Source organism: Fluoribacter gormanii (genome assembly GCF_900156395.1).
Classification (GTDB): Bacteria; Pseudomonadota; Gammaproteobacteria; order Legionellales; family Legionellaceae; genus Legionella; species Legionella gormanii.
Genome location: NZ_FTNL01000006.1, coordinates 1 through 20,538 on the forward strand (window position 1 = coordinate 1; position 20,538 = coordinate 20,538).

Sequence of the window (20,538 nt, forward strand, 5' to 3'; positions counted from 1 at the left end):
AACCGGGATGATAGGTAACACTTTCTTAGGAGAAAAAGGTGTTACCGATGATTTGGCAGAATACACAAGCTGAAACTGAGAAATTAAAATTTATTGGTGATTGGCTAAAAAAAGAATTTGACTTCACAGATTTGTGCAAACGATATGGTATAAGTCGAAAAACTGGCTATAAACTGATAAATCGTTATCAAGAAGAGGGAGAGCAGGCATTAAAACCTCGATCTCATGCCCGTCATCACCATCCGAATGTCACCGCTTATGACAAGCAGAGCCGCTTACTTGCACTAAAGCATCGATACCCTAAATGGGGGCCTGTAAAGTTACGAGATTGGTTATTACTCAATGAGCCCCATGAAAAGTGGCCTGCAGCAAGTACAATAGGTGATATTTTAAAAAATAACGGATTGGTTAAACCGCGAAAATATAGAAAAAAAGTAGCCGCTCATACAGAACCTTTTTCTGCATGCGAAGCACCGAATCATATTTGGAGTGCTGATTTTAAAGGGCAATTTAGAGTAGGCAAACCGTATTGTTATCCACTAACAATAACAGACAATTACAGTCGATTTTTATTAGTATGTGATGGTTTGCTTGGTCCGCGACTAAAAGAAACAATGGAGGGCTTTAAAAAAGCATTTATTGAATATGGTTTGCCTGACGCAATTAGAACGGATAATGGCCAACCTTTTGCAGGCCTGGGTATTGGCGCTTTAACCTCTTTATCCATTTGGTGGTTGAAACTAGGGATTATGCCTGAGCGTATTGAGCTGGGCCATCCAGAACAAAATGGGAGACATGAACGAATGCATCGTACTTTAAAAGAAGCAGTGGCCTCTCCATCTCGAGCAGATTTTAAAGAACAACAAAAAAGTTTTGATGCGTTTAGAAATGAATATAATTATGAACGTCCTCATCAAGCGCTAAAAGGTAAAAGACCTGCAGATGTTTATCATGTTTCTCAAAGAACCTATTTTGATAGCATGCCCGAGGTTTCTTATCCTTCGCATTTTGAAATTCGAAAAGTTAGAACTAATGGTGAGATTAAATGTTTTGGTAAAAAATATTATGTTTCGGAGTTGTTACATGGGGAACCTGTGGGCTTGAATTGGATAGATAATGAACGAGCTACACTTTATTTTTCAAAATTAAAATTAGGTCTTATTGATGCTAGAGTAGATAAAATTTTTAGACCCTAGCATCTTAAATCTGTTACCTATCAGCCCGGTTTGAAATGTTACCTATCAAACCGGTTGCACAGAAGGGCGGATAAGGGTGTCCTAAAATAGGATAAAAAATAAAAAGCTCCCCCAAAATATCAAATTTTTAAAAATTATTACTAAATCTACTTGACCACCAATCAGAATCGTTTTAAGATTCCGACCCTATTCCCCGGTAGCTCAGTCGGTAGAGCGGATGACTGTTAATCATTAGGTCACAAGTTCGAGTCTTGTCCGGGGAGCCAATTCCAGTATGGGTCGTAGCGAAATTCAATCAAACCTTAAATTTTACGTGTCGAATATGTGTCGAAGTTTGGGGTGGATAATGAAGATTCCCATATCTTATGAGCAGTATTAACTTTTCAAAATATAAAGCTCCTTAGACTCAGGAGATCCAATAAAGTAAAGGATCTGCAAATAATTTTTGAGGTTAAATAGTGCGACCAATTTATTTTTTTGACATCCCCGTCTACAGGCTTAGTCAAGAAAAATATTCCGTTAAACTAAATGAATATTTAACAAAAAAAATAAATACCCCTGAAATGTCAGAATTTTTCAAGAAAAATCCCACAAGACTTATCCAACATCAGGAGTTTTATACCCGGCAGTTTGGTGGGATGTGGGAATACAACGAAATTATTGGTTACATTAAATTATATATTTTAGGGTCACAGATACGTGGAGAATATTATAGTGTAAATGCAAAAAAGATTGTTAAAACAAGAAAAAAGCAATTCGAATTGGTATCTGATAAAATCGAACCAGAATTGGAATTGCCTTTATTAGAGGATAATGTGGCTATTTACAATACAATCCTTACTTATATTGATAACTGCAAGAAAAATCTAAAAATAAAAAATAGATTTATAGATTCATCACTCTTTGAAGTTATTGGCCAACATATTAATTTGAAAACACTATGCTAATTATCTGGTAGAGCGGTCAATTACCTGACCAGCCCCCTTTTTTTAAGTTTTAATTCTATTAAGACTCATAATCAAGGGGTTCGTCAACAATAGTATGGGCCTTTATTGAAGTAAAATAATTACAAATATTAACAGATTCATGATGATACAGAGGAATTTCTTGCCTACTCGAAAAATTAATATCGAACCATTGTGAAATCGAGTCAGGTTTTGGTTCAAGTTTCTGAGTTTTCCAGTTATTACCATCTGTATTTCCATAAAACCAATAGTCATCCCCATATTGTATTAAAATTGGCGTTTTTGGATCAAATCCTGATGGCAATTGATCCTTAACTCCAAAAGATTCTGTTGGGGCTGGTGATTTTGTTGGATCAATTGTCATTAATGCAATAACATACTGCTCATCAATAACACAAGGAAAATCCCCTATCTTAAATTTTTTGATGATGTCTTTTATACTCCAGTCATCCAAACACAATTTTAAAATTACGTCATACCCATAATCAGTATTCATACTTTTTTTAACACTAATAACTTCGGCATGGGCAGAAGTGAAAGTAGCTGGGCGACCAATTTTTTTCTCAGACACATACGCACAGACGGATATCCCTTTTTTAAGTACATATGTAGACTCAGGATCTATATGAGAGTATTCATCGAACCAAAGTCTATTATCTTTTAGCTCGCTGCTGGATAAAATACTCTTACTCTTTAAATCGTCATAAACCAACTCCCTGCTATCAATATAATAGGCATTTTCATAACCCATACAAGCTCGAATTAATGTCCTTGCATCAGTTTCAAAGTCGGACGAATCAAAGTTTGGGGTAATACAAGCAAAATCTAGGTATATAAAACAATATTCATCCTCATCATCTCCTGGAAAATATGCAACCTTAATGGATTTACTATAGGATCTAAAAATAGATTGCAATGCCGAATCATGTATTTCAGAACCTTTGCTTGTTGTTGGCAAATCATGGATTAATTTAGCCTTTATATAAGCCACATTATACTTATTATCAGAAATTTCTTTAGCCAAAACATCGTTAAATTTAAATTGATTTATAAAGTATTTCTCAATTCTTAAAATTCCATTTTTAATATCTTCTATTTGTTCGTCAATATCAGCATCGGTTGTTCGATCAGATAATAAATCATGATTATTCTCTTCAAAAACTAACTTCAGGTTTTCAATTTCATGCTCAATTGAATTTATTTTTTCAATCATTGTGATTAAATATTCATTCTCACCTTTAATTAATGAACGGATATCAGGCATCACATTGTTTAGATCTTTTTGGATTATTTGGATCGTATTAGCCATTGTAGATACCACTCTCTTGTATGACAAAAGAGAAAAATACATACCAACACAAAATCCTAGAATACCTAGACTAATGACTAACACAAGAGCTCCTCATTTATTTTATATTTTTAAAAAAGGATAGTAACAATATTAGCAAGCAATTCTCCTCAAATTCCTTGTCATGCCCCTTCATAAAATCCTCATAAAAATACCATTTCTTTTGTTTATAAATTTGTATACATAATGGTTTTAACAACAGGATCAGCGCGTTGAACTTGTAATATATGCAATAATTTTTCTCATAATTCCTCATAAACTTAAATAACAATCAATCTCTATAGTTTTTGGAATTATTTTTATGGCGAGAAAAATTATTTCTTGAAGGATGTACAAATAAACAATGGTTGATTTTAAAGCAAAATTATACGGTATCATAGCAAATTTTCAAGGAGTATAGTTATTTTTAGCTCAACACGTTCAAATTTCATATATTCTTCAAATATATTTTGGACATAGCCAGCATGAGTTGGTCTTAAAGGCTCTGCAATTCAACCATAGCAACTATATTCTGATTTGAAGTGGTGACAATTTGTCACCACTTCAATTCCTTCATTTTTTAGTCGTTCTTTAAGCTTATTCCAATATCTGGCTTTTTATTGTCTGTGTTAAAGCTTGTGCTGAACCGGGACATCACCATACCAGCCCAATTTATCGACACAGAGGGCGCGTGCTTCAAAAATCAAAAGGGTCTGACTCGATCGTAGCCCAGCTGCTAAGAAGCAGGAGCCCTTATTGAAAACTAATTTATTGTAGACTAACAAGAAATACAAGGGACAAAAGGGACTTATGGGAATCTCTTTCCAGCATTGGGCTATAGCTAACCCCACCTTAAAGTAACGGCGTGGGACATAAGGGACAATTGAGGTTAATTACGAGAACAAGTATTTTTTCCATGTACTAAAAATACTTTGACCATCTAATAAAGAGCAAAGTCATCAGAATAGAGCCTCTGGATTGCGCTCAGGACTAAAAGTAAAACTAGGTATTGGGGTTGACTCTTTCTTCATTGGGGGCTTTTCAACCAACTGCTTAGCTCGATGCTCAACTAAATCTTTTCGAAAAAACCCGGGCTTTTGACTATTAAGGTATTTCAATACGTATAACCGAAACGTATTATAAGTTGCGGTGAAGCTTCCCTCATCCCTGAGCGTTTCCCATATGATGGTAATCGACCACCCTTTTTCCAAAGCTTCGGAAATGTCTGCGCACATAGAGAGGAATTCCACTTTATTTTTTCTGGCGTTCATTCTTTGTTGGCTCTGTTTAGAAGTCATTATGTTTTCTGTTAAGGATTTTTTCATGGTATCTACTCTCCATATTATTGGTTATTCAATCCTTTGCGTTTTATAGTTTATTTCTATTTATTTTTGACTTTTTCGGTAACTGGTAAAGCCCTTTTGGTAATTTTCGGTAATTTATTATTTATTTTTGTTTATTCATGATTATTTTCGTTACTAATCGTTACATAACGAACAATTACGAATAATTACCAAACTACGGTTCCAAAATAATTTTCAAAATGCAGGGCAAGATAGGTGAAGTTAGCTAACCAGCAAGCTGCCTACCAAACTTCACTTGCCTTATTCGCACCTTCGGCGCTCAACGAAAAAACCACTTGTATAGGCAATTTTTATTCACCTCCCCAAATTTTACCGGTAAAAATATACAATCTTGGGGTACCAACCCCTTTGATTCTTGGTTTATGCGAGGCCTTACCGTCAGAGGTGGGTTTGAGCCAGCCAGCTTGTAATAAAACCCTTGTCACTGTGCGTTGATCAAAGCCTTTGCACAGTTCATTTTTGTACGCTTCTGTTAACACCATGTAAATTCGAAACCCTTCGTCATCTGTTTGATAAAATCCTGCTCGGTTGAGAATTTTGTCATTGTTGGGTGAGTTGGCATTATCAAAACGACTGGCACCATGAGATTCAAAAAAAGCCCGCACTTGTGCCATAATGGCGCGATCTTCGCGGTGGCCATCAACTCCAAAAGTATCCTGCCATGCAATGAAACAAGTCTTCGCAGCATGGAAAGATTCACCTTTTTGCCACCCTGTCAGACCAAATTGACTAACTAATTCTCCGGCAGCAGCAACCAATGCAAAACGTCTGGCAACACGGATTATCTGACCTGTTGCATCGGGTTGAATGACTGCATCAACAAAGGTTTGAATGGTGTCGGTAATATATCGACTGATTGTTTGTCGGTTGGCAACTACTTGATTCAACCACGCCATACCGATTGCACCATGATATCGGCTGCTGTATTTCTTAATCGATAAAGCCATACTGGCTGGGCTTAGTTGATCATGAATTGTTTCAAAGATCCCCATCCCGCAACCTGCATCCGCCTCGATATCAGCAAGTCTGATTTCCTGGCCTGCATTAGTGCGCTGTCCCGATTTTGCCATGAGTGCTGTCAAAGACTCTTCACCAGCAGACAAGAAAAATAAAGACCATCGAGAAGATTGCCTGACTGTACCTGTACGAGAGGCACGTGTTTTTCCCTGACCATTAGCCAGCAAATAAGCCGCTTCCCCTGCCTCTCTGGGATCGATTTGACTGAGTTCATCAAGGATCAGCAATCCATCATTGTGTAATGATGCCAAACCTTCAAGCCCATTGGTGGTGCTGCGCCATAAACGGCAATAAGATTGTGGGTTTCCCCAAACAGAGGCAGCTAGACTTAAGGCTGTGCTTTTCCCTGATGAAGATGCACCTCTGAAATGAAAACCACCTGAGTCTTCACCAACAATCTTTGCCAGAACCGGAGCAAGGGCTACAGAGATGGCAAACACCAGTCTTGAGTTGCCGGATGCCAGCCGGCCTATTGAATCTCGCCATTCCTCAACGCTGCCCTTAATGGACACTGCCGGTTCAATGGCATTGGTATTCTGAAATACAATCTTCTCTGATGATTGCCCGATACATTGAGAAGCAGTTACAAAGACATCGCCATGCCAACCTAGTTTATCAACACATCTGGCACGTGCATCTACAGGAAAGACTTGTAAATAGGAGGCTAACAAATCGCGAGCAGTTCTATTGGGAGAGATACTCAATCCCAATCGTGCTAGTTCTCGCCTCACATCGGAGGCATCACCCTGCAACAAAGCCAATGGCATCGCCCACTGATGAGTGATGCCATCATCATCCTGCCATTCCAGCAAACGACCCCATTCACGGCTCTGAGCATCTCGGGTTTTGGCAACAACGTACAATGGCGCACATATCCACCGAGGTGGTAATGGATTGCCATCCTTATCAATACCGATAAAGGTTAACCCTTCAGCAGTTAATCGAAAGCGACCACCAGCATAATCACAAAAAATTGGGCGCTGCTTTGTATTAGGTAATTCTATAACATGATTTTGTGACATACATTATTCTCCAAACAACATACATACCATCGAAATGAAGCAAATTCATTCTGACGAATTTTAAATTTATGCGTTCTCAACGAGCTGTAACTGACCTTCATCACTGGTTGAGTAATAAATTTTTTGTTGTTGGAGAAAATTCAATACATCGCTTTTTCGATACAACACCTTGCGTCCAATTTTTAAATAAGGAACACCACCACCCGCCCAGCGGTTACGTTCAAGTAACTGGGTGGAGCAGCTTAATACCGCAGCGATTGTTTGTTGATTAAAAAGCGCAGAATGTGGCGCAGATTCAAATTCGTTTAATAAATGTAAACGGGATGGTTTTTGAGCAGACATAGGGATCTCCGCAATTGGTTATTCATTCAGCATAATGCCGACCTGTACCATCCTTGGAGATGAATTCAAATGCCTATCCGATTAGACTTGGACAAATAATTGATATTCACTAGCCTTTTGGCTATAAAAGCTTCTACTTCAAGCTCGGAAAAAGTATCTCGTATTCCCTCAAAGATTGTCAAGGAGAAAAGATCGTATTCAAAAAAGTGTTATCGGATGATATTGATTGATGCTGAAAATAGTTTTTAAAATCGTTATGGTGCAATTCGCTTAAATGCCATGGAGATATCAAAACCACAAGCATGCGCGTATTTTTCCAATGTTTTCCAGCTTGGATTGCTGCTCCCTTTCTCCAGTCGAGAAATGTTTCCTTTTTGTGTTCCCATGCGATCCGCAAGCTGCTCTTGAGTTAATCCCGCTTTTTGACGCATCGAAAGTAATGAGTCAATCAATGCAAATTCTGACTCTAATGCGTCATAGGCTTGCTTTACGTCCTCATTTTTAAGTGCTTTCTCTTTTAATGTTTTAAGGCTCATAATTTTTCCACCTCGCGTTTTCTCTGCAAAGCCAAATTCAACTCCTGCTTTGGTGTTTTTGCACTTTTCTTTACAAAAGCATGTAAAACCATAATATGCTTACCCTTCATATAACAATAAAGCGATCGGCCAATGCCTTCCTGAGCTTTTGCACGAACTTCAAACAAGCCATTACCCATCGCCTCTGTATGGGGTGGCCCAAGATTGGCGCCATGCGTTTCAATTAACTCCAGAAGCTTAAGCATTCGAGCCTGAATTTTTGGAGGCATTGCCAAGATAGCTTCCTCTACAGACTCATTATAAAAATCAACAGTCCAATGCACTTAATTTAATCCCAATGTTATCTTATATGATAACCCAATGTTATCTTTTTTTCCAGTTTGATGACGCTTTACAACATATTAGTTTCCAAGGAGGGTATGTAAATATTTTCGGGTGGCAACTTTGCCATACTTGGCAGATAGTTTCATCAGCAGGACTTTATCAAACTGATCGAGGTTTTTAGCAATTTTTGAATGCAATTGGCTTACATCTTCCGTTAAATATTTCGCATTGTTCAATAAGTCCACCAATAAAAATTCTTTAGTTAGTTTAGTTGGGAAACCATTATTTGGGCGTTTAAAAGAGAAAACTCGATTTCCAAGCCTTTTATCCTCATGGCGTTCACTGTTATAAACAACTACTTGGTTATAAAGTTGTGTCAGGCCTAAACCCAATTTATTGTAATCATTCCATGAATACATGAGAAAGGGCTTATTGAGAAACCCTTTAACAAGCGCCTCATCAGTCGGTGGTAGTAATCCAAAACGAGAATGCTTTGGTTTGTAATATAAACCTGTTGCTGGCTTTTTGAGTTTGTTTGCTTCCACTAAGGTATTGAGATCTCTATCCAGATTGCTTGAAAAGGGCAACAAATCCTCTCTCCGGTAAACGTGGCCGGCTTTCATATGGGAATATAGGTTGTCACGCTTTAATGTATTCATGGTTATATTATATACAGGAAAAACCGTCATTGCTAATAATTTTATTAAAATTTCATGTAAAAAACTTTGTTAGTTGTTATTAATTGATTTTTTTCATGCTTGAGGTAACTGGCGATTTTATTGTTGGCAATCGCTTGGCGTTCATACAAAACTCCATTGTTCTTGTGGAATGGGGCACAACCTGTGCCCTAATTAGTAAATCAGGATCTTTCTTCCTATCTCCAATAGCAATAAGCTAACATCATTGTTCTAATAATATTGATAATCCAATAAAAAATTGACAAAATGCCGCTCTTTTAGACTTTTATGAAGCCAGTGATTCGATTCAAACAAGAACATCGACGTTTATCATCTTTTATTCGAAAGCTCCGTGATTATGAGTTGGTTGAGTAATAATTATTAGCAGAAAATACCCTCTGTATTTGCACAATCTGTTACTCGTAATTTTCCATCTTGCGCAGGGAGTTTCAACCGGTGACAAAAAGTCACGGGGTGCTTTGACTCTGCCAATAAGTATTCGCTTCACAACTATCTGTTAATATTGCTGCGCAAACATATCCGACACCAAACCACCAGGCATCATCACAACCAGTTTGACATTTTTTAATCACAACGGCAGTTCTTGATCCAAAATACTCTCCTAATGGGTGCTAATTTTTCACCACCTGATTAATGCGCATACTAAGGTAATTGGTGCACAGCTTGTGCACCAATTTTAAAATCAGGATGGATTTGCGCAAATATTCACATGCGTTTGAGGTTATTCACTGAATAATCCATGCAATTCTAGGAAAAAGTAACAAGCCAAACTCTTACTGTAAGAGATTTTTTGATACTTACACCTTCACTCTAGATTGTTATAATGATTGGATGATTGAAGTCCTAGGCAAGATCCAAATTTCTGCGAGGCTGTTATAAAGCTACAAAATGCAATTAACTCAATAAGTTCATTATTTGAAAAATATTCTCTCATTTCTTGAATCTCTTCCTTTGGAATAGAGGTATGATCTATTGCAAATTTATTTGCAAATCTTAAAGCCATGCTTAAAGGAATAGATTCTGGATTTTTATCAGGTGGTCCCGCCTTTAACATACAATATTGGCAAAGATTCTTGAAAGCTAAAGCTCTTCTAATTTATTCAAGAAATGCTGATGAAAAAATAGTGCTTTTAAAAAAAATTTCTTCTAGCTTTACCCACTGATCCAAAATTTCCGGTGCATGTCCCATTAGTTGTTCAAAAGGTGATGTACCATAATTAGATAATTCAATATATGACATTCCTATCCCATTATGATTTATTCTTAATTTTATATATCGGAAGATTACTCTTCTTAACGTATCCAAAGCATCGCCTATTGATGGGTTACCCCATCCTCATCTTGCCACTAATGTTAAATCCCACTAATAAAATAGCATTGATTTAGATTTCCAAGATTGGCAATTCTAACTCTGGGTATACATATTAACCCTTGAGCTTCTACCTCTGGAACAATACTCTTTTCAAGAATATCAAGTAATGCACGTCCTAACGCTGATTTCATCGCAGCTCGCTTTTCATTTTCCATCCAGTAAAGCTGAAGATAAACTTTAGTTGCTTTAGGGTTGTCAAAACCAATGTAAGAAAATAACTCCTGAATTACCCCACTATGGGCTGTATTGACATCCATATTGGGTACGCCTTGAAGAGTCTCATGAATCTTCTTGAACAGGTTTTTGAAGTTGATTATAGAAGTGTTTATATTATGTGAAATAGTAAGGGTTAATTGCGGCATTATTTACTTCCTACTGAATTTAAATCAAGGTTTCTCAAGTTCTACGTTTTAACAAGAATTATTTGACCAGAAGGCATACCCCCTATTAGCGAAAGTGTAATACGGGACTTTCTCCACATTCCCATTCCTCATCAATTATTCCTTGTTTAATATATCGATGAATACTTGAATAAGGTCAATCCGAGGTTGTTAATCATTAGCTTCAATTTTAAGATTGTAACCGTGCTATTTAAATCTCTTTATTCCACATATCTTTATATCTTAATTTGTCTTGATATAGAAACAAATATCTTTTCAAAAAGAGACGCGTGATTAACTAAAATCAAGGAGAAAAAAATGAATATACAACCAATCATAGTCTGAGGAGAAATTGTTTCGTGTAAAAAGACCACCCCCATAATAACCCCTGTTATGGTCATAAGATAGGTAATCATTGAGGCAAAAACTGCACCTGCATTTTGGATCAACGAACAGTAGAGATACAAACAAAATCCTGATCCAATAACTCCTAACCATAACAAAGCGATTATTTGAGGTATATCTTGTGGCATTCCCCAGTAGTTAATTGAGGCTTCCGTTGCACATTTGAAAATGAGCATTGTCATTGCAGAAATGAACGCCGATATTGCTGATACAAGTATTGGATCTTTAGTACGAGCATAATATTTGAAATAATTAGCAGTAATGCCGTATGAAAGGGCTGTTGCTAAAAGAGCAATAAGTTCAACAACTGAACCTTCATAAATACTAACATCTGAATTAATAATAATTATTCCAATAAATCCAAGCACGATACTCAATAGATTCAATACACCTAATTTTTGTTTCGAAGAAAAAAACACCATACCCAATATTAAGGTGCACAACGGTGAAAACCCATTAATAACAGATGCTAATGAACTGGATACAGTGTTTACTGCAAATGTTGTCAGATAAAATGGCAGCGTCATGTTAAATGTTCCGACTATTATTCCATCCAGAATTAATCCACGAATGTTATCAGTTTTTAGTTTAAGTAGTTTAGCCAAGATAAAGAGAGAAGCTGCGCCAACCGCCATTCGATACAAAACAATTTCAGTTGGCGTTAAAGACACCAGTAATATTTTCATTAAATAGAGTGAAATACCCCATCCTAACGTTCCAAGAAACAAAAAACTAAATAAATTTGCCATGATCTATACCTAATAATGATTTTAATTGAATAAGTAACTGCGGGAACGACAAAAAACCTGCCGCTTCGTTTAGATGCCCACCTTGAGAGATGATAATTTTTCTAGCCTGTAGATTGTTTGCAATAAAATTAAAGTTACTTCTTGATACGTAAGGATCGTTACTTCCGTGGTAGCAAAAAAATTGTTTGGATTTATTGATTATCGAATGCCAATCAAACGGATTTTCAAAAAAACTCTCATTAATTTTATCGAATTTCGGTATTCCGACAGTTCCTATAAACGAACCTGCTAAAATAGTGTTAGATACAGGCTGATTGGCCTGCTCAAGCCACCGCAATAAGAATGCCGCCCCCAAGCTATGTCCGATTAAAATCGTATCATGAGTAATCATTGGTGATACTGTAGAATTAAATAACCGAAGCCAGTTCTTTAATTCCTGAGCATTTGGCGTAGGCAGTTGTGGAACGAAACATTCAATACCTAGACTCTCTAATTCAGTCGTCATCCAATTGAACCAATTTTCAAATGGATGACCATAGGCACCATGAACAATAATAACATTAGATTGAGACATTCGATTCTCCCTCATTTTTATCAGTTAAAATGGATGTCTGAATCAATATCATGAAGCATTTTAGATAGCTTATTATAATCATCACTTTTAGCAATGACATGCCCCAAGCGACGTAAGGGTTTAGGAAACTCTGGAATTGCCACATGAGCTTTATAGTAAATTGCAATATCTTCAACAGGCTGCAACTTCGCTGTATCCATACCTGTTACTGTTGTAAACATATCAACGTGGGGACGATAAAAAAAACGAATACCCGCATAATTATTTTTCATTTCTGCTAAGGGTAGTTTGATACCAAGATAAGCCGCATAAACATAGTCAAAATAATTAATATCCCGAGATAAACAAAGCAAATCGCCAATCTTATCACCTGCTAATCGGGCTGCAATTTCCATAAGTACTGGTTCCCCATCACGTCGCAATCGCACTTCAGCATGAAATGGACAATGATTAGCCCCCAGGACTTTTATAACCTGCTCAATATAGTATTGAATTTTTGTATGCAACTGCCGTTCAATGGGAGCATTAACAATATGCCCTATTTCGATGAACTCAGATTGATCTGAAACAAATTTTTCTGTAGTACTAAAATGGGTAGCAACACCATTCTGCACTATTCCTTCCAAGCTGTATTCTTTGCCATCAATATACTCTTCTAATAGTAAAGAATTAGATAACTTATGCCCCCACAGAACATCATTGCCATTTAATATCCGGCGAGCAGCTTCGAGCAATTCCTTTTTATTTTTAACCTGCTTAACGTGAACGCTTCCTGCGGCATCAATCGGCTTACAGATGGCCGGAAACCCAATATAATCTATGGCTTCATTAATATCATCCAGAGAGGTTACTAAGTAATACCGTGGACTATTCAAACCCGCTTTATTTAAAACAGTTCGCATGAGGTCTTTTCTTCTAAGATTCAATACGTGCTTGCAATCAATCCCAGGTACTTTCAATAAGGTACTGACCTTTGAAGCAATAGGAACAAAATATTCAAAACCTGGAATGACCGCATCTAGTGACATATGCTGCTGTAATGTGCCTGCAAGCTCCAATACACTATTATTATTTGCAGTATCTATATTGATACTCAGTGCAGCATGATTTAAAAGCTCATCAGGCACCACTCTAAAATCACAGTTGGCTGTTAAAACAATAATATTGTACTTTTTTTCAAGCCCTCTCTTTAACAATGAAAGAACAGCACCATAAGGCTCTATAAAAAGAATTGTTTTTTTTGTCGAATCAAAATTTTTATATCCTTGCACTATTAATTCAATGCATTCTGGTTGTGCCGTGTAGTTAATTAAATTAGTACTCATTTAAAATTTCCCTATATTATTTTTTACGCAATACATAAACTGGCTCAAACTGACAATACGCATGCTCATGCGGATAAAATACCTCCTCAATGTGGAAATAGTGATTGAGTAAACGCTCAAATGCATCTTGGGGAGGGCAATAAAACTTGCTATTACATCGCCCAAATGTATCCACAAAGTCAAAACTTGGTTTAAACTGGTCTAGTTGATCGATTCCGAGCTGTTCAATAGTATTTTGCCACCCCATAGCATAAGAATTAGTGTCATAGCAGATAAAATTTAATCTACTAGCCAAGTCATATTGAGTCCTAATTCTTCCATCTTCATACTCACGTCTCACATCATTTATTTTATTCGTTATGAAGCATTCCTCTGGTTTCACTAACAAATGGCAAATGAATAAACCATCCCGTTTAAGAACACGATGGGCATTAGATAAGAACAAGTCAAATTGAGTCCACTCCACCATATTAATCGCATCATCACCAATGAGGAGATCACATGAAACATCAGCAACACCCTCTAAATTAAGCCAATTGGTTACAATGAGTTTCTCATTTGCAGCAATGGGAGCCGCAGCCTTTGTTAAATAGCCCATGGCATGAACGATTAACTCAGATTGATCCGTTAAGGTGACCTTTAAATTTGATTCCTGAAAAAGTGATCTGATTTCTGGTGTTCCACCATAAATTAAAAATGAATCCTTATTAGAATTAGATTGAATTAACTCCTTATAATAAGCACAAGTACTGGGTAAAGGTCGCACGGTGTATCCCGCATATTTTTTCCATTCTTCTGCAATTACTTTTTCATTTGAAACAAGCATGTAACTCATCATCCACCTCACGCAGCTTTTTTCATGATTAAGCTATTTAATAACTGATCATAATATTTTTTGGTCGAATCCAGTCGCATATAAAAACCCAACCAAAAATCTTGCGTTTTATATGGTTTAAGTAATAATTCTGGTATGACTACATGGTTAAGCCATCCACTAGCGTGCCCAATGTCCACTAATTCGTGTTCTGTGTAATATGAGTGATCGATATTATGCGAACCAAATATTCTCATAATACCTTTTATTAATTTGTTATAATGAGGAGGATCAAGCATCTCTGTTGCTGCAAGCATGCCAAAGTACTTCGTTTTATTGAAAGGATAGATAGAAAAGTAATTGAATAAATTAATTCCAGCCACTCCTTCCCAGGACAGGCTCTCTAAAATTTGTTTTCGATCATAGGTTATACCCAAATCGTTTAAAAAATTTTGAAACAATACGGTATGAAACTTTTCAACACGTCCTTGGCCTGCCTCATCCCAAAGGTTTGCCATAATTTCTACCTTTGTTTGATCAGAAACCCCTATCACTGCTAATGCTAAATAGTCAAAGAATTCCAAATTCATAATTGATTCGCTATAGGCGAATTTTTTGAGTTCCTCAAGGCTGGCATCATGCATTAAATAATCAAAGATAGGATGATTAAATACCTCATGTTTTTGCAACATATCTATAACAAGAGATTCATCTTTTACAATTACATTGCAATCATATTTTGTTAAAAAATAGTTCTTTTCATTTGCCATCCATGAAGATTCATATTTTTTAAACTCATGAAATATTTTATTATCTACTGGTTTATCACCAAATAATATTTGATGATAAATTTCATTCATAAACAGATGTATTTTCTTTAATTCTTTTCCATTGTAATTTTGGAAATCTTTTTCTTTTTGGGTTCTTATATAATATTCATTTTTCAAACTGTTCATAATTACTCCTTAATTCAATTAACAGTGTTTAAACTTATTTTTCTGGATATGTTGGTTAAAGCTAAATTAGCTCCGTTTTTTTCAGTTCCTTCATGCCCTGCCTTTTATTAAGATTTAGCGTAATGTTTTGCAACACACTGAATGACATGCATCGTTTGTGCATAATTTAACCGAGGGTCTAATAGACTTTTGTAGTTTTTCTTAAGGTCGCTTATTGATTCACAACGAGATGATTTATAATCCATGCACTCAGTGACATTCTGATGTGTTGCTTCAAGATGGATGGCATTAAGTTGGCTACCCATCTTTCTATGAATAAAAAATGAATTTTTGATTTCGTCAACAATGTTACTTAGTTTTCTAATCTTTATTCCCGAACTTAGAGTTTCAGTATTTCCATGCATGGGATCACAACTCCATAAAACAGTGCGATCTGTTCTTTTCACTGCATCAATTAACTGCGGTAAAATGTGATAGACATTTTGCGCTCCTAATTTAGGAATAAGGGTGATACGTCCAGGAACATAACTTGGATCTAATTCATTGATGATCTTTACAATACTCTTGATAGGGGTATCCGGGCCTATTTTCACGGCAATCGGATTTGCAATTTTTTTCAAATAGTTAATGTGCTGTAAGCTGCTCACTGTCCATTTACCAAGCCATGGGAAATGTGTTGAAAGGTTGTAATATAATCCTGTTCGTTCATCCCACCGAGTTAATGATTGTTCGTAATAAAGTAAAAATGCTTCATGACTTGTATATATTTTTTGTTCTGGGTTTATTCCTCGATTCCATTGATTAATCTTACGATAAATAGATGCTGAACAATTATAGCTCAACAACATCCTCCAAGGGTCGGGACGTCGTTGAGTTTCTTGAGACTGATTAATCATGTCACCAAAATATGAATAGATTCTTTTATTCTGGTAAATTTCATACTGATTGCTTCTAGGCTTCGCATATTGCCCTGCAATCCGACCAACCTGGATAACGCTACAGCCAGTTTTCTGATGAAAAAATGTGGCTAACTGATGAATAAAATCTAATTTCGCATGGGTTGTGTCTTTGTCACACTCATAAAAACTTTCGGCACAGTCACCCGATTGTATTAAAAAATACTCCCCTACCGATGCTCTTGCTATCAATTGACGGAATTTATTAACCTCTTTGATAGATACCAATGGGGTTTGAGACTGTAGAATATTTTGGATGTGTGCCAGTTCATTAGTGGAATGATAGAATGGAATAACTTGACCATTCTGGATTGTACGTTGTTGGACTGATTTAAGCATATTTACATTTCCTTGTAACTTAGAGATTTACTAACAAACCTTGATTCAAAATGCTGTTATAAAAACTTCAATTTGAAGATGGGATTTAATCATTTAACTTCATGAACTTATACTGACAATTTGTCTGAACTAATAGTAGAGTAAAGTTATTTTTTTGATTAGAATTGGGGCACACTAATTAATTTCTTGTACCAAAATGTTAGCAATAAAAAAAGTTTTTTGGACTGATATCAGAAACATCATGAAAACCATTAATCCGGTTTTTTTTGAACTAGTTGATAAACTTTCCCCAGATAATAAATTTGCAATGTATCTCGTAGATTATGGTTATGGAGATTTGGTTGGCGATGATGATGGGATATTTTTGCCAACTAAAACAGGTCAATATGTTCGTCTTGATTCAGAATATACTCCCCCATCGATGTTAAATGATTTGGCTTATGGTTTGACTAATAGTCCATTAGGAGTTTTTTTTAATAAATCATTTGAATGGTTTTTAAATACCTCAGATGAGCAAATTAACCGGACGTTTCCTATATATATTGATCCTCCAGGTACATTTTTTAGTATAGGACATATTATTAATTATGGTTATACAGCAACCCATTTACCAAATGGGGTTCTTTTTGTTACAGCCGGTTCAAAATCAAATTTTATGATTCCCAAAATTGGGTGTGGAGTTATGCATTCGCGAATACAAAAGAATCATAATATTACAAAGTCGGCTCCTCGCTCTTATCATGAGCATGCTGATATATTTCAAGATATAGTTAAAAGTAACGCTGATAATAACGGTTGGAGAGCGTCTGTATTATATTTTTCTGAAAATTGGATTGAAAAAATTAGTAAGGACTCCGCATGGCAGGAAGTTAGAGATTATTTTTACAGGATTTCAAACCATCGATCTGAATATGCAGTAAATAGCGATTATTATAATCACGTTTATAGAGTTACCAATAAAAGGAATAATTTAAAATCTAATTTATTAATCTATGAAACAGCACGACATCTTTTTGAGATACTGCTAGGCGCAAAACTTGGTTTTGCGCCTGCAATGGATGATGAATTACTCCCATTATCTATTATTCAAGAAGTTTATTCAGAATGTTATAAGTTAGAATATTTGCCCATTATAGCAATACCTGCATATTATAATTACCAGGATCCTAAACCTGTTTATTATTCTCTTCAGTATCCCTCTCTATGTAGTTATTCACCCAAAGCAAGGAATGCATCGACTACCCTTTCAGATCTTATCGCTTTAATTGATGTTGTTCATAAATATCAAAAGGATTTCACTTTGCCGATTCGGGAATGTAAAAATACTATCCTTGAAGAGGTTTCTAAAATAACCAGGTTTAATTTTTATCATCCAACTACTGAAGAAAATAGCGTTATCAAATCACCGGAAATTATTCCCTATCAGGATGAGCGCTTCAGAGGTGAAAAGAGGTTCCCTATTAATGCATCCTTTTTTAAAGGATGCATTTCAATTTTTTCAAATAGTATTTAATTATTTTTTGACGCTAAAAATAAAATAAATAGGAAAAAACCAAGTATTCCGGCTAATATCCAACAGGCATTATAACTATAATACTCCATGAGGAAACCTGATAAAACAGGGCCAACAATCAGACCAGAGGAATAAGCACTTCTCCATGCACCAGCAACCATGCCTTTACGCTTATTTCCAGCTGACTCATAGCATCGTACAAAGGAAGTAGGCATAAATAACATTTCTCCTAAAATAAACGTCAAACAAGCCATGATTGCACCTCCAATACTATTAACTATCAATAATGCAAATAAGCCTGTACCTAATAATAATCCTCCCATTGCTAATTGATGAGGTATTTTCAATGGGGATACCATTTTTGTTATTTTGACCTGAAATAAAGAAACAATAATAGGATCTAACCAGAAAAGGATTGCAGTGATAGTAAAACTTGAAAAAGTTTCATTTAAAAAAAGTGGGTATGCAATTCGTTGCTGGGCATAGATAATTCCAACTATAAATACAGCACTGATAGTGACGTAAAGTCGTTTATTATTCCCTTGTTGATTTGTTTCTTTTTCTTCATAAGAGGAGTCTTCTAATGAGTTTTGCTTTACATTTAGATATTTCATGGTATTCAGTGCAAAAAGGAAGAAAAATAGGCCAATTACTTCAAAAATCTGACCGTAGTATTGCGCTGCAAAAAACATAATTAATAGTATAGAACAGCTATTACCAAGGTTTTCACTGACTATTTTCATACTTTGTATAAAGCGAAGGCTATTTTGATCTTGAGGAGCGTTTTGTAATAAGAGAGTATTGTTCGTGGCAAGAAAAATATTTGTTGCAAAACCAATTATGAAAACACAACCTGATATAGGCAGGAAACTCATGCTTTGAGGTAAACAAAAAAAGCCTAATCCTAGAAAGAGAAAACTGCCAATTATAATATTTTTATTATTGAGTTTATCTGTTATGTAAGTAGAACATAACGCACCTGCTAATGCTCCAAATCCAACGATTGACCCAACCTGACCGATTTGTAATTTTGTTAATGGTGTTGATGTTCCTAAATATAATGATAGATAGTACGCAATCCCTCCTGCTACACATTCCAAGAAAGAAAAAAGAAGAAGTAAATAGCAAGTTTTTGATAATTTCGGCAGTAAACTTAATCGATAAGACAGTACAGATAACATATTTTTCCTTAAATAATTAGTAGATTATTCTATGAAGTTATTTGTTTCAGAATATCTAAATTAGGTTTCCTTTGAGGAAGAGGGGGGATATATAATGTTGAAAGTGTTCCAATGTTTTGATCTTCAATATCATATAATGGGAATTTATGTATTATTGGTTCAACACCTGGGTACATTGACGCCTCATAAAGAATAGATATATGGTCGTCTGGGTAATATTTTTTTAATTTGATTCTTAGTAATTCTAAATGATTACTTTTTTGATTTGGTTTAGGTACAGAGCGATTGCCAATCATACCTGGCTGCCAAATACAAAGATGCACTGTAGGATCGATAATTTTATCATACAGCAATAATTCTGTTGCCTCTACATGGAAACATCCGAATTGTCCAGGATCAATTTTAAGATCTGCATAGAGGCAATTTTCAACAGAAATACCAGGTAAGACGATTGTTTCAATCGATTTTTTTTGAGCTATAATTATAGACTGTAAGCCTGGATCTGCGAAAACTGCAGGGTGCCCATAAAGTACCACCGTAATAAAATTATGTGTTTCCAGCTCAGTAAGAATTTTATCCCTTATTTTATCATAAGAGATCTGTCGATCATTTTCAGCAAAATATATCGGATCAAGAGATTCTGACAATTTTGAATAACGTTCTATCCATTGTTTAGTAATAGGCTCGTTAACTAAATACAAAACCTTATCTGCACTGGTAGTGTAAGTATTAAATTCAACTGTGAAATGAGATATAGATTTAATACCTGAACCAACTAAAGCTAATTTCTTAATGATAAATCCTTTTACTATCTAACTACCCTAGACATATCAGCAAATTGTTCAGAACTATTAGATAAAGTCATCCTTATTTTTTGATTATTTTTAGCCTTAATCGTATCAAGCAGGCCAATCGATTGAAGAATGATATCTTTGTTACTGGAAAAGATTGCTTGTTTAGCCAAGCTTTCGAATTTAATCAAGATGCTCATAATATTCACTCTTATATGCCCTCTATAAAAGAGTATAAGTGATATAGAATGAAAAAACCATATAAAATAGTTCCCTCAGAAAAATCAATAGATTGATATCCTTACGTATAATCAAGAAACGCTCAATATAAACTACTGTTTCGATATTCTTCAATTCTATTTGTCAATTAAAGAAATTTAATCTTTGTTAAA

General features: G+C 35.6%; 22 protein-coding genes and 1 tRNA gene. 4 read left to right on the forward strand and 19 right to left on the reverse strand.

Going from position 1 to position 20,538, the window contains the following annotated elements; genetic code table 11:
- The first annotated feature begins 47 nt into the window (after positions 1-47).
- The 3 genes from BW930_RS05175 to BW930_RS05185 all read left to right on the forward strand — a co-directional run bounded on the left by BW930_RS05175 (position 48) and on the right by BW930_RS05185 (position 2,143).
- The gene (locus tag BW930_RS05175; protein ID WP_064276706.1) at positions 48-1,196 is read left to right on the forward strand and encodes an integrase core domain-containing protein; all 1,149 of its coding nucleotides are present in this window, start codon (positions 48-50) and stop codon (positions 1,194-1,196) included.
- A gap of 190 nt (positions 1,197-1,386) precedes the next feature.
- Positions 1,387-1,462 (forward strand) — tRNA-Asn (locus BW930_RS05180).
- Positions 1,463-1,654: 192 nt separating this feature from the next.
- Complete coding sequence (locus tag BW930_RS05185) at positions 1,655-2,143, forward strand: hypothetical protein (RefSeq protein ID WP_058469363.1); 489 nt, start codon at positions 1,655-1,657, stop codon at positions 2,141-2,143.
- 58 nt (positions 2,144-2,201) lie between these two features.
- On the opposite strand, the gene BW930_RS05190 is transcribed toward BW930_RS05185, so the two are convergent.
- The 16 genes from BW930_RS05190 to BW930_RS05260 all read right to left on the reverse strand — a co-directional run bounded on the left by BW930_RS05190 (position 2,202) and on the right by BW930_RS05260 (position 16,661).
- Positions 2,202-3,554, reverse strand: coding sequence for a hypothetical protein (locus BW930_RS05190; protein WP_131756812.1), 1,353 nt, complete (start codon positions 3,552-3,554; stop codon positions 2,202-2,204).
- An 893-nt stretch (positions 3,555-4,447) separates the two neighbouring features.
- Positions 4,448-4,813 carry a TraK family protein gene (locus tag BW930_RS05195; protein WP_058469361.1) on the reverse strand — a complete coding sequence of 122 codons (366 nt, stop codon included), beginning with the start codon at positions 4,811-4,813 and terminating at the stop codon, positions 4,448-4,450.
- A gap of 329 nt (positions 4,814-5,142) precedes the next feature.
- A complete protein-coding gene (locus tag BW930_RS05200) occupies positions 5,143-6,891 on the reverse strand; it encodes a DUF927 domain-containing protein (protein ID WP_058469360.1) in 1,749 nt (582 codons plus the stop codon).
- 66 nt (positions 6,892-6,957) lie between these two features.
- Positions 6,958-7,233, reverse strand: coding sequence for a MerR family transcriptional regulator (locus BW930_RS05205; protein ID WP_027220331.1), 276 nt, complete (start codon positions 7,231-7,233; stop codon positions 6,958-6,960).
- 254 nt (positions 7,234-7,487) lie between these two features.
- Complete coding sequence (locus BW930_RS05210) at positions 7,488-7,769, reverse strand: helix-turn-helix domain-containing protein (RefSeq protein WP_058465845.1); 282 nt, start codon at positions 7,767-7,769, stop codon at positions 7,488-7,490.
- Positions 7,766-8,092 carry a type II toxin-antitoxin system RelE/ParE family toxin gene (locus tag BW930_RS05215; RefSeq protein WP_058469359.1) on the reverse strand — a complete coding sequence of 109 codons (327 nt, stop codon included), beginning with the start codon at positions 8,090-8,092 and terminating at the stop codon, positions 7,766-7,768. The genes BW930_RS05210 and BW930_RS05215 overlap by 4 nt, the downstream gene beginning before the upstream one ends.
- Positions 8,093-8,170: 78 nt before the next feature.
- Positions 8,171-8,752 carry a hypothetical protein gene (locus tag BW930_RS05220; protein WP_058469408.1) on the reverse strand — a complete coding sequence of 194 codons (582 nt, stop codon included), beginning with the start codon at positions 8,750-8,752 and terminating at the stop codon, positions 8,171-8,173.
- A 485-nt stretch (positions 8,753-9,237) separates the two neighbouring features.
- On the reverse strand, positions 9,238-9,363 hold the full coding sequence (locus BW930_RS17430; protein ID WP_274519393.1) for a hypothetical protein: 126 nt from the start codon (positions 9,361-9,363) through the stop codon (positions 9,238-9,240).
- Positions 9,364-9,887: 524 nt separating this feature from the next.
- Positions 9,888-10,031, reverse strand: coding sequence for a hypothetical protein (locus BW930_RS17315; protein WP_238587913.1), 144 nt, complete (start codon positions 10,029-10,031; stop codon positions 9,888-9,890).
- A gap of 113 nt (positions 10,032-10,144) precedes the next feature.
- The gene (locus tag BW930_RS05230) at positions 10,145-10,525 is read right to left on the reverse strand and encodes a hypothetical protein (protein WP_058469358.1); all 381 of its coding nucleotides are present in this window, start codon (positions 10,523-10,525) and stop codon (positions 10,145-10,147) included.
- A 254-nt stretch (positions 10,526-10,779) separates the two neighbouring features.
- Positions 10,780-11,697 carry a DMT family transporter gene (locus tag BW930_RS05235; protein ID WP_058469357.1) on the reverse strand — a complete coding sequence of 306 codons (918 nt, stop codon included), beginning with the start codon at positions 11,695-11,697 and terminating at the stop codon, positions 10,780-10,782.
- Positions 11,681-12,271 carry an RBBP9/YdeN family alpha/beta hydrolase gene (locus tag BW930_RS05240; protein ID WP_058469356.1) on the reverse strand — a complete coding sequence of 197 codons (591 nt, stop codon included), beginning with the start codon at positions 12,269-12,271 and terminating at the stop codon, positions 11,681-11,683. Before BW930_RS05240 ends, BW930_RS05235 begins: the two co-directional genes overlap by 17 nt.
- A 20-nt stretch (positions 12,272-12,291) precedes the next feature.
- A complete protein-coding gene (locus tag BW930_RS05245) occupies positions 12,292-13,596 on the reverse strand; it encodes an ATP-grasp domain-containing protein (RefSeq protein WP_058469355.1) in 1,305 nt (434 codons plus the stop codon).
- Positions 13,597-13,612: 16 nt separating this feature from the next.
- Positions 13,613-14,431: a class I SAM-dependent methyltransferase gene (locus BW930_RS05250; protein WP_349267177.1), complete on the reverse strand. Its 819-nt coding sequence runs from the start codon at positions 14,429-14,431 to the stop codon at positions 13,613-13,615.
- Positions 14,432-14,439: 8 nt separating this feature from the next.
- Positions 14,440-15,366: an iron-containing redox enzyme family protein gene (locus BW930_RS05255; protein ID WP_058469353.1), complete on the reverse strand. Its 927-nt coding sequence runs from the start codon at positions 15,364-15,366 to the stop codon at positions 14,440-14,442.
- 107 nt (positions 15,367-15,473) lie between these two features.
- Complete coding sequence (locus BW930_RS05260; RefSeq protein ID WP_058469352.1) at positions 15,474-16,661, reverse strand: 3-deoxy-7-phosphoheptulonate synthase; 1,188 nt, start codon at positions 16,659-16,661, stop codon at positions 15,474-15,476.
- Between the two features lie 241 nt (positions 16,662-16,902).
- On the opposite strand from BW930_RS05260, the gene BW930_RS05265 reads away from it, so the two are divergent.
- The gene (locus tag BW930_RS05265) at positions 16,903-18,174 is read left to right on the forward strand and encodes a hypothetical protein (RefSeq protein ID WP_058469407.1); all 1,272 of its coding nucleotides are present in this window, start codon (positions 16,903-16,905) and stop codon (positions 18,172-18,174) included.
- Here the strand turns inward: BW930_RS05265 and BW930_RS05270 are convergent.
- The 3 genes from BW930_RS05270 to BW930_RS05280 are packed head-to-tail and all read right to left on the reverse strand — an operon-like array spanning position 18,171 to position 20,346.
- Positions 18,171-19,355 (reverse strand): MFS transporter, encoded by a 1,185-nt coding sequence (locus BW930_RS05270; RefSeq protein WP_058469351.1) that lies wholly within the window; start codon positions 19,353-19,355, stop codon positions 18,171-18,173. The genes BW930_RS05265 and BW930_RS05270 overlap by 4 nt on opposite strands.
- Positions 19,356-19,384: 29 nt before the next feature.
- A complete protein-coding gene (locus tag BW930_RS05275) occupies positions 19,385-20,167 on the reverse strand; it encodes an SAM-dependent methyltransferase (RefSeq protein ID WP_349284407.1) in 783 nt (260 codons plus the stop codon).
- On the reverse strand, positions 20,164-20,346 hold the full coding sequence (locus BW930_RS05280) for a hypothetical protein (RefSeq protein ID WP_011945261.1): 183 nt from the start codon (positions 20,344-20,346) through the stop codon (positions 20,164-20,166). Before BW930_RS05280 ends, BW930_RS05275 begins: the two co-directional genes overlap by 4 nt.
- Positions 20,347-20,538 lie beyond the last annotated feature (192 nt).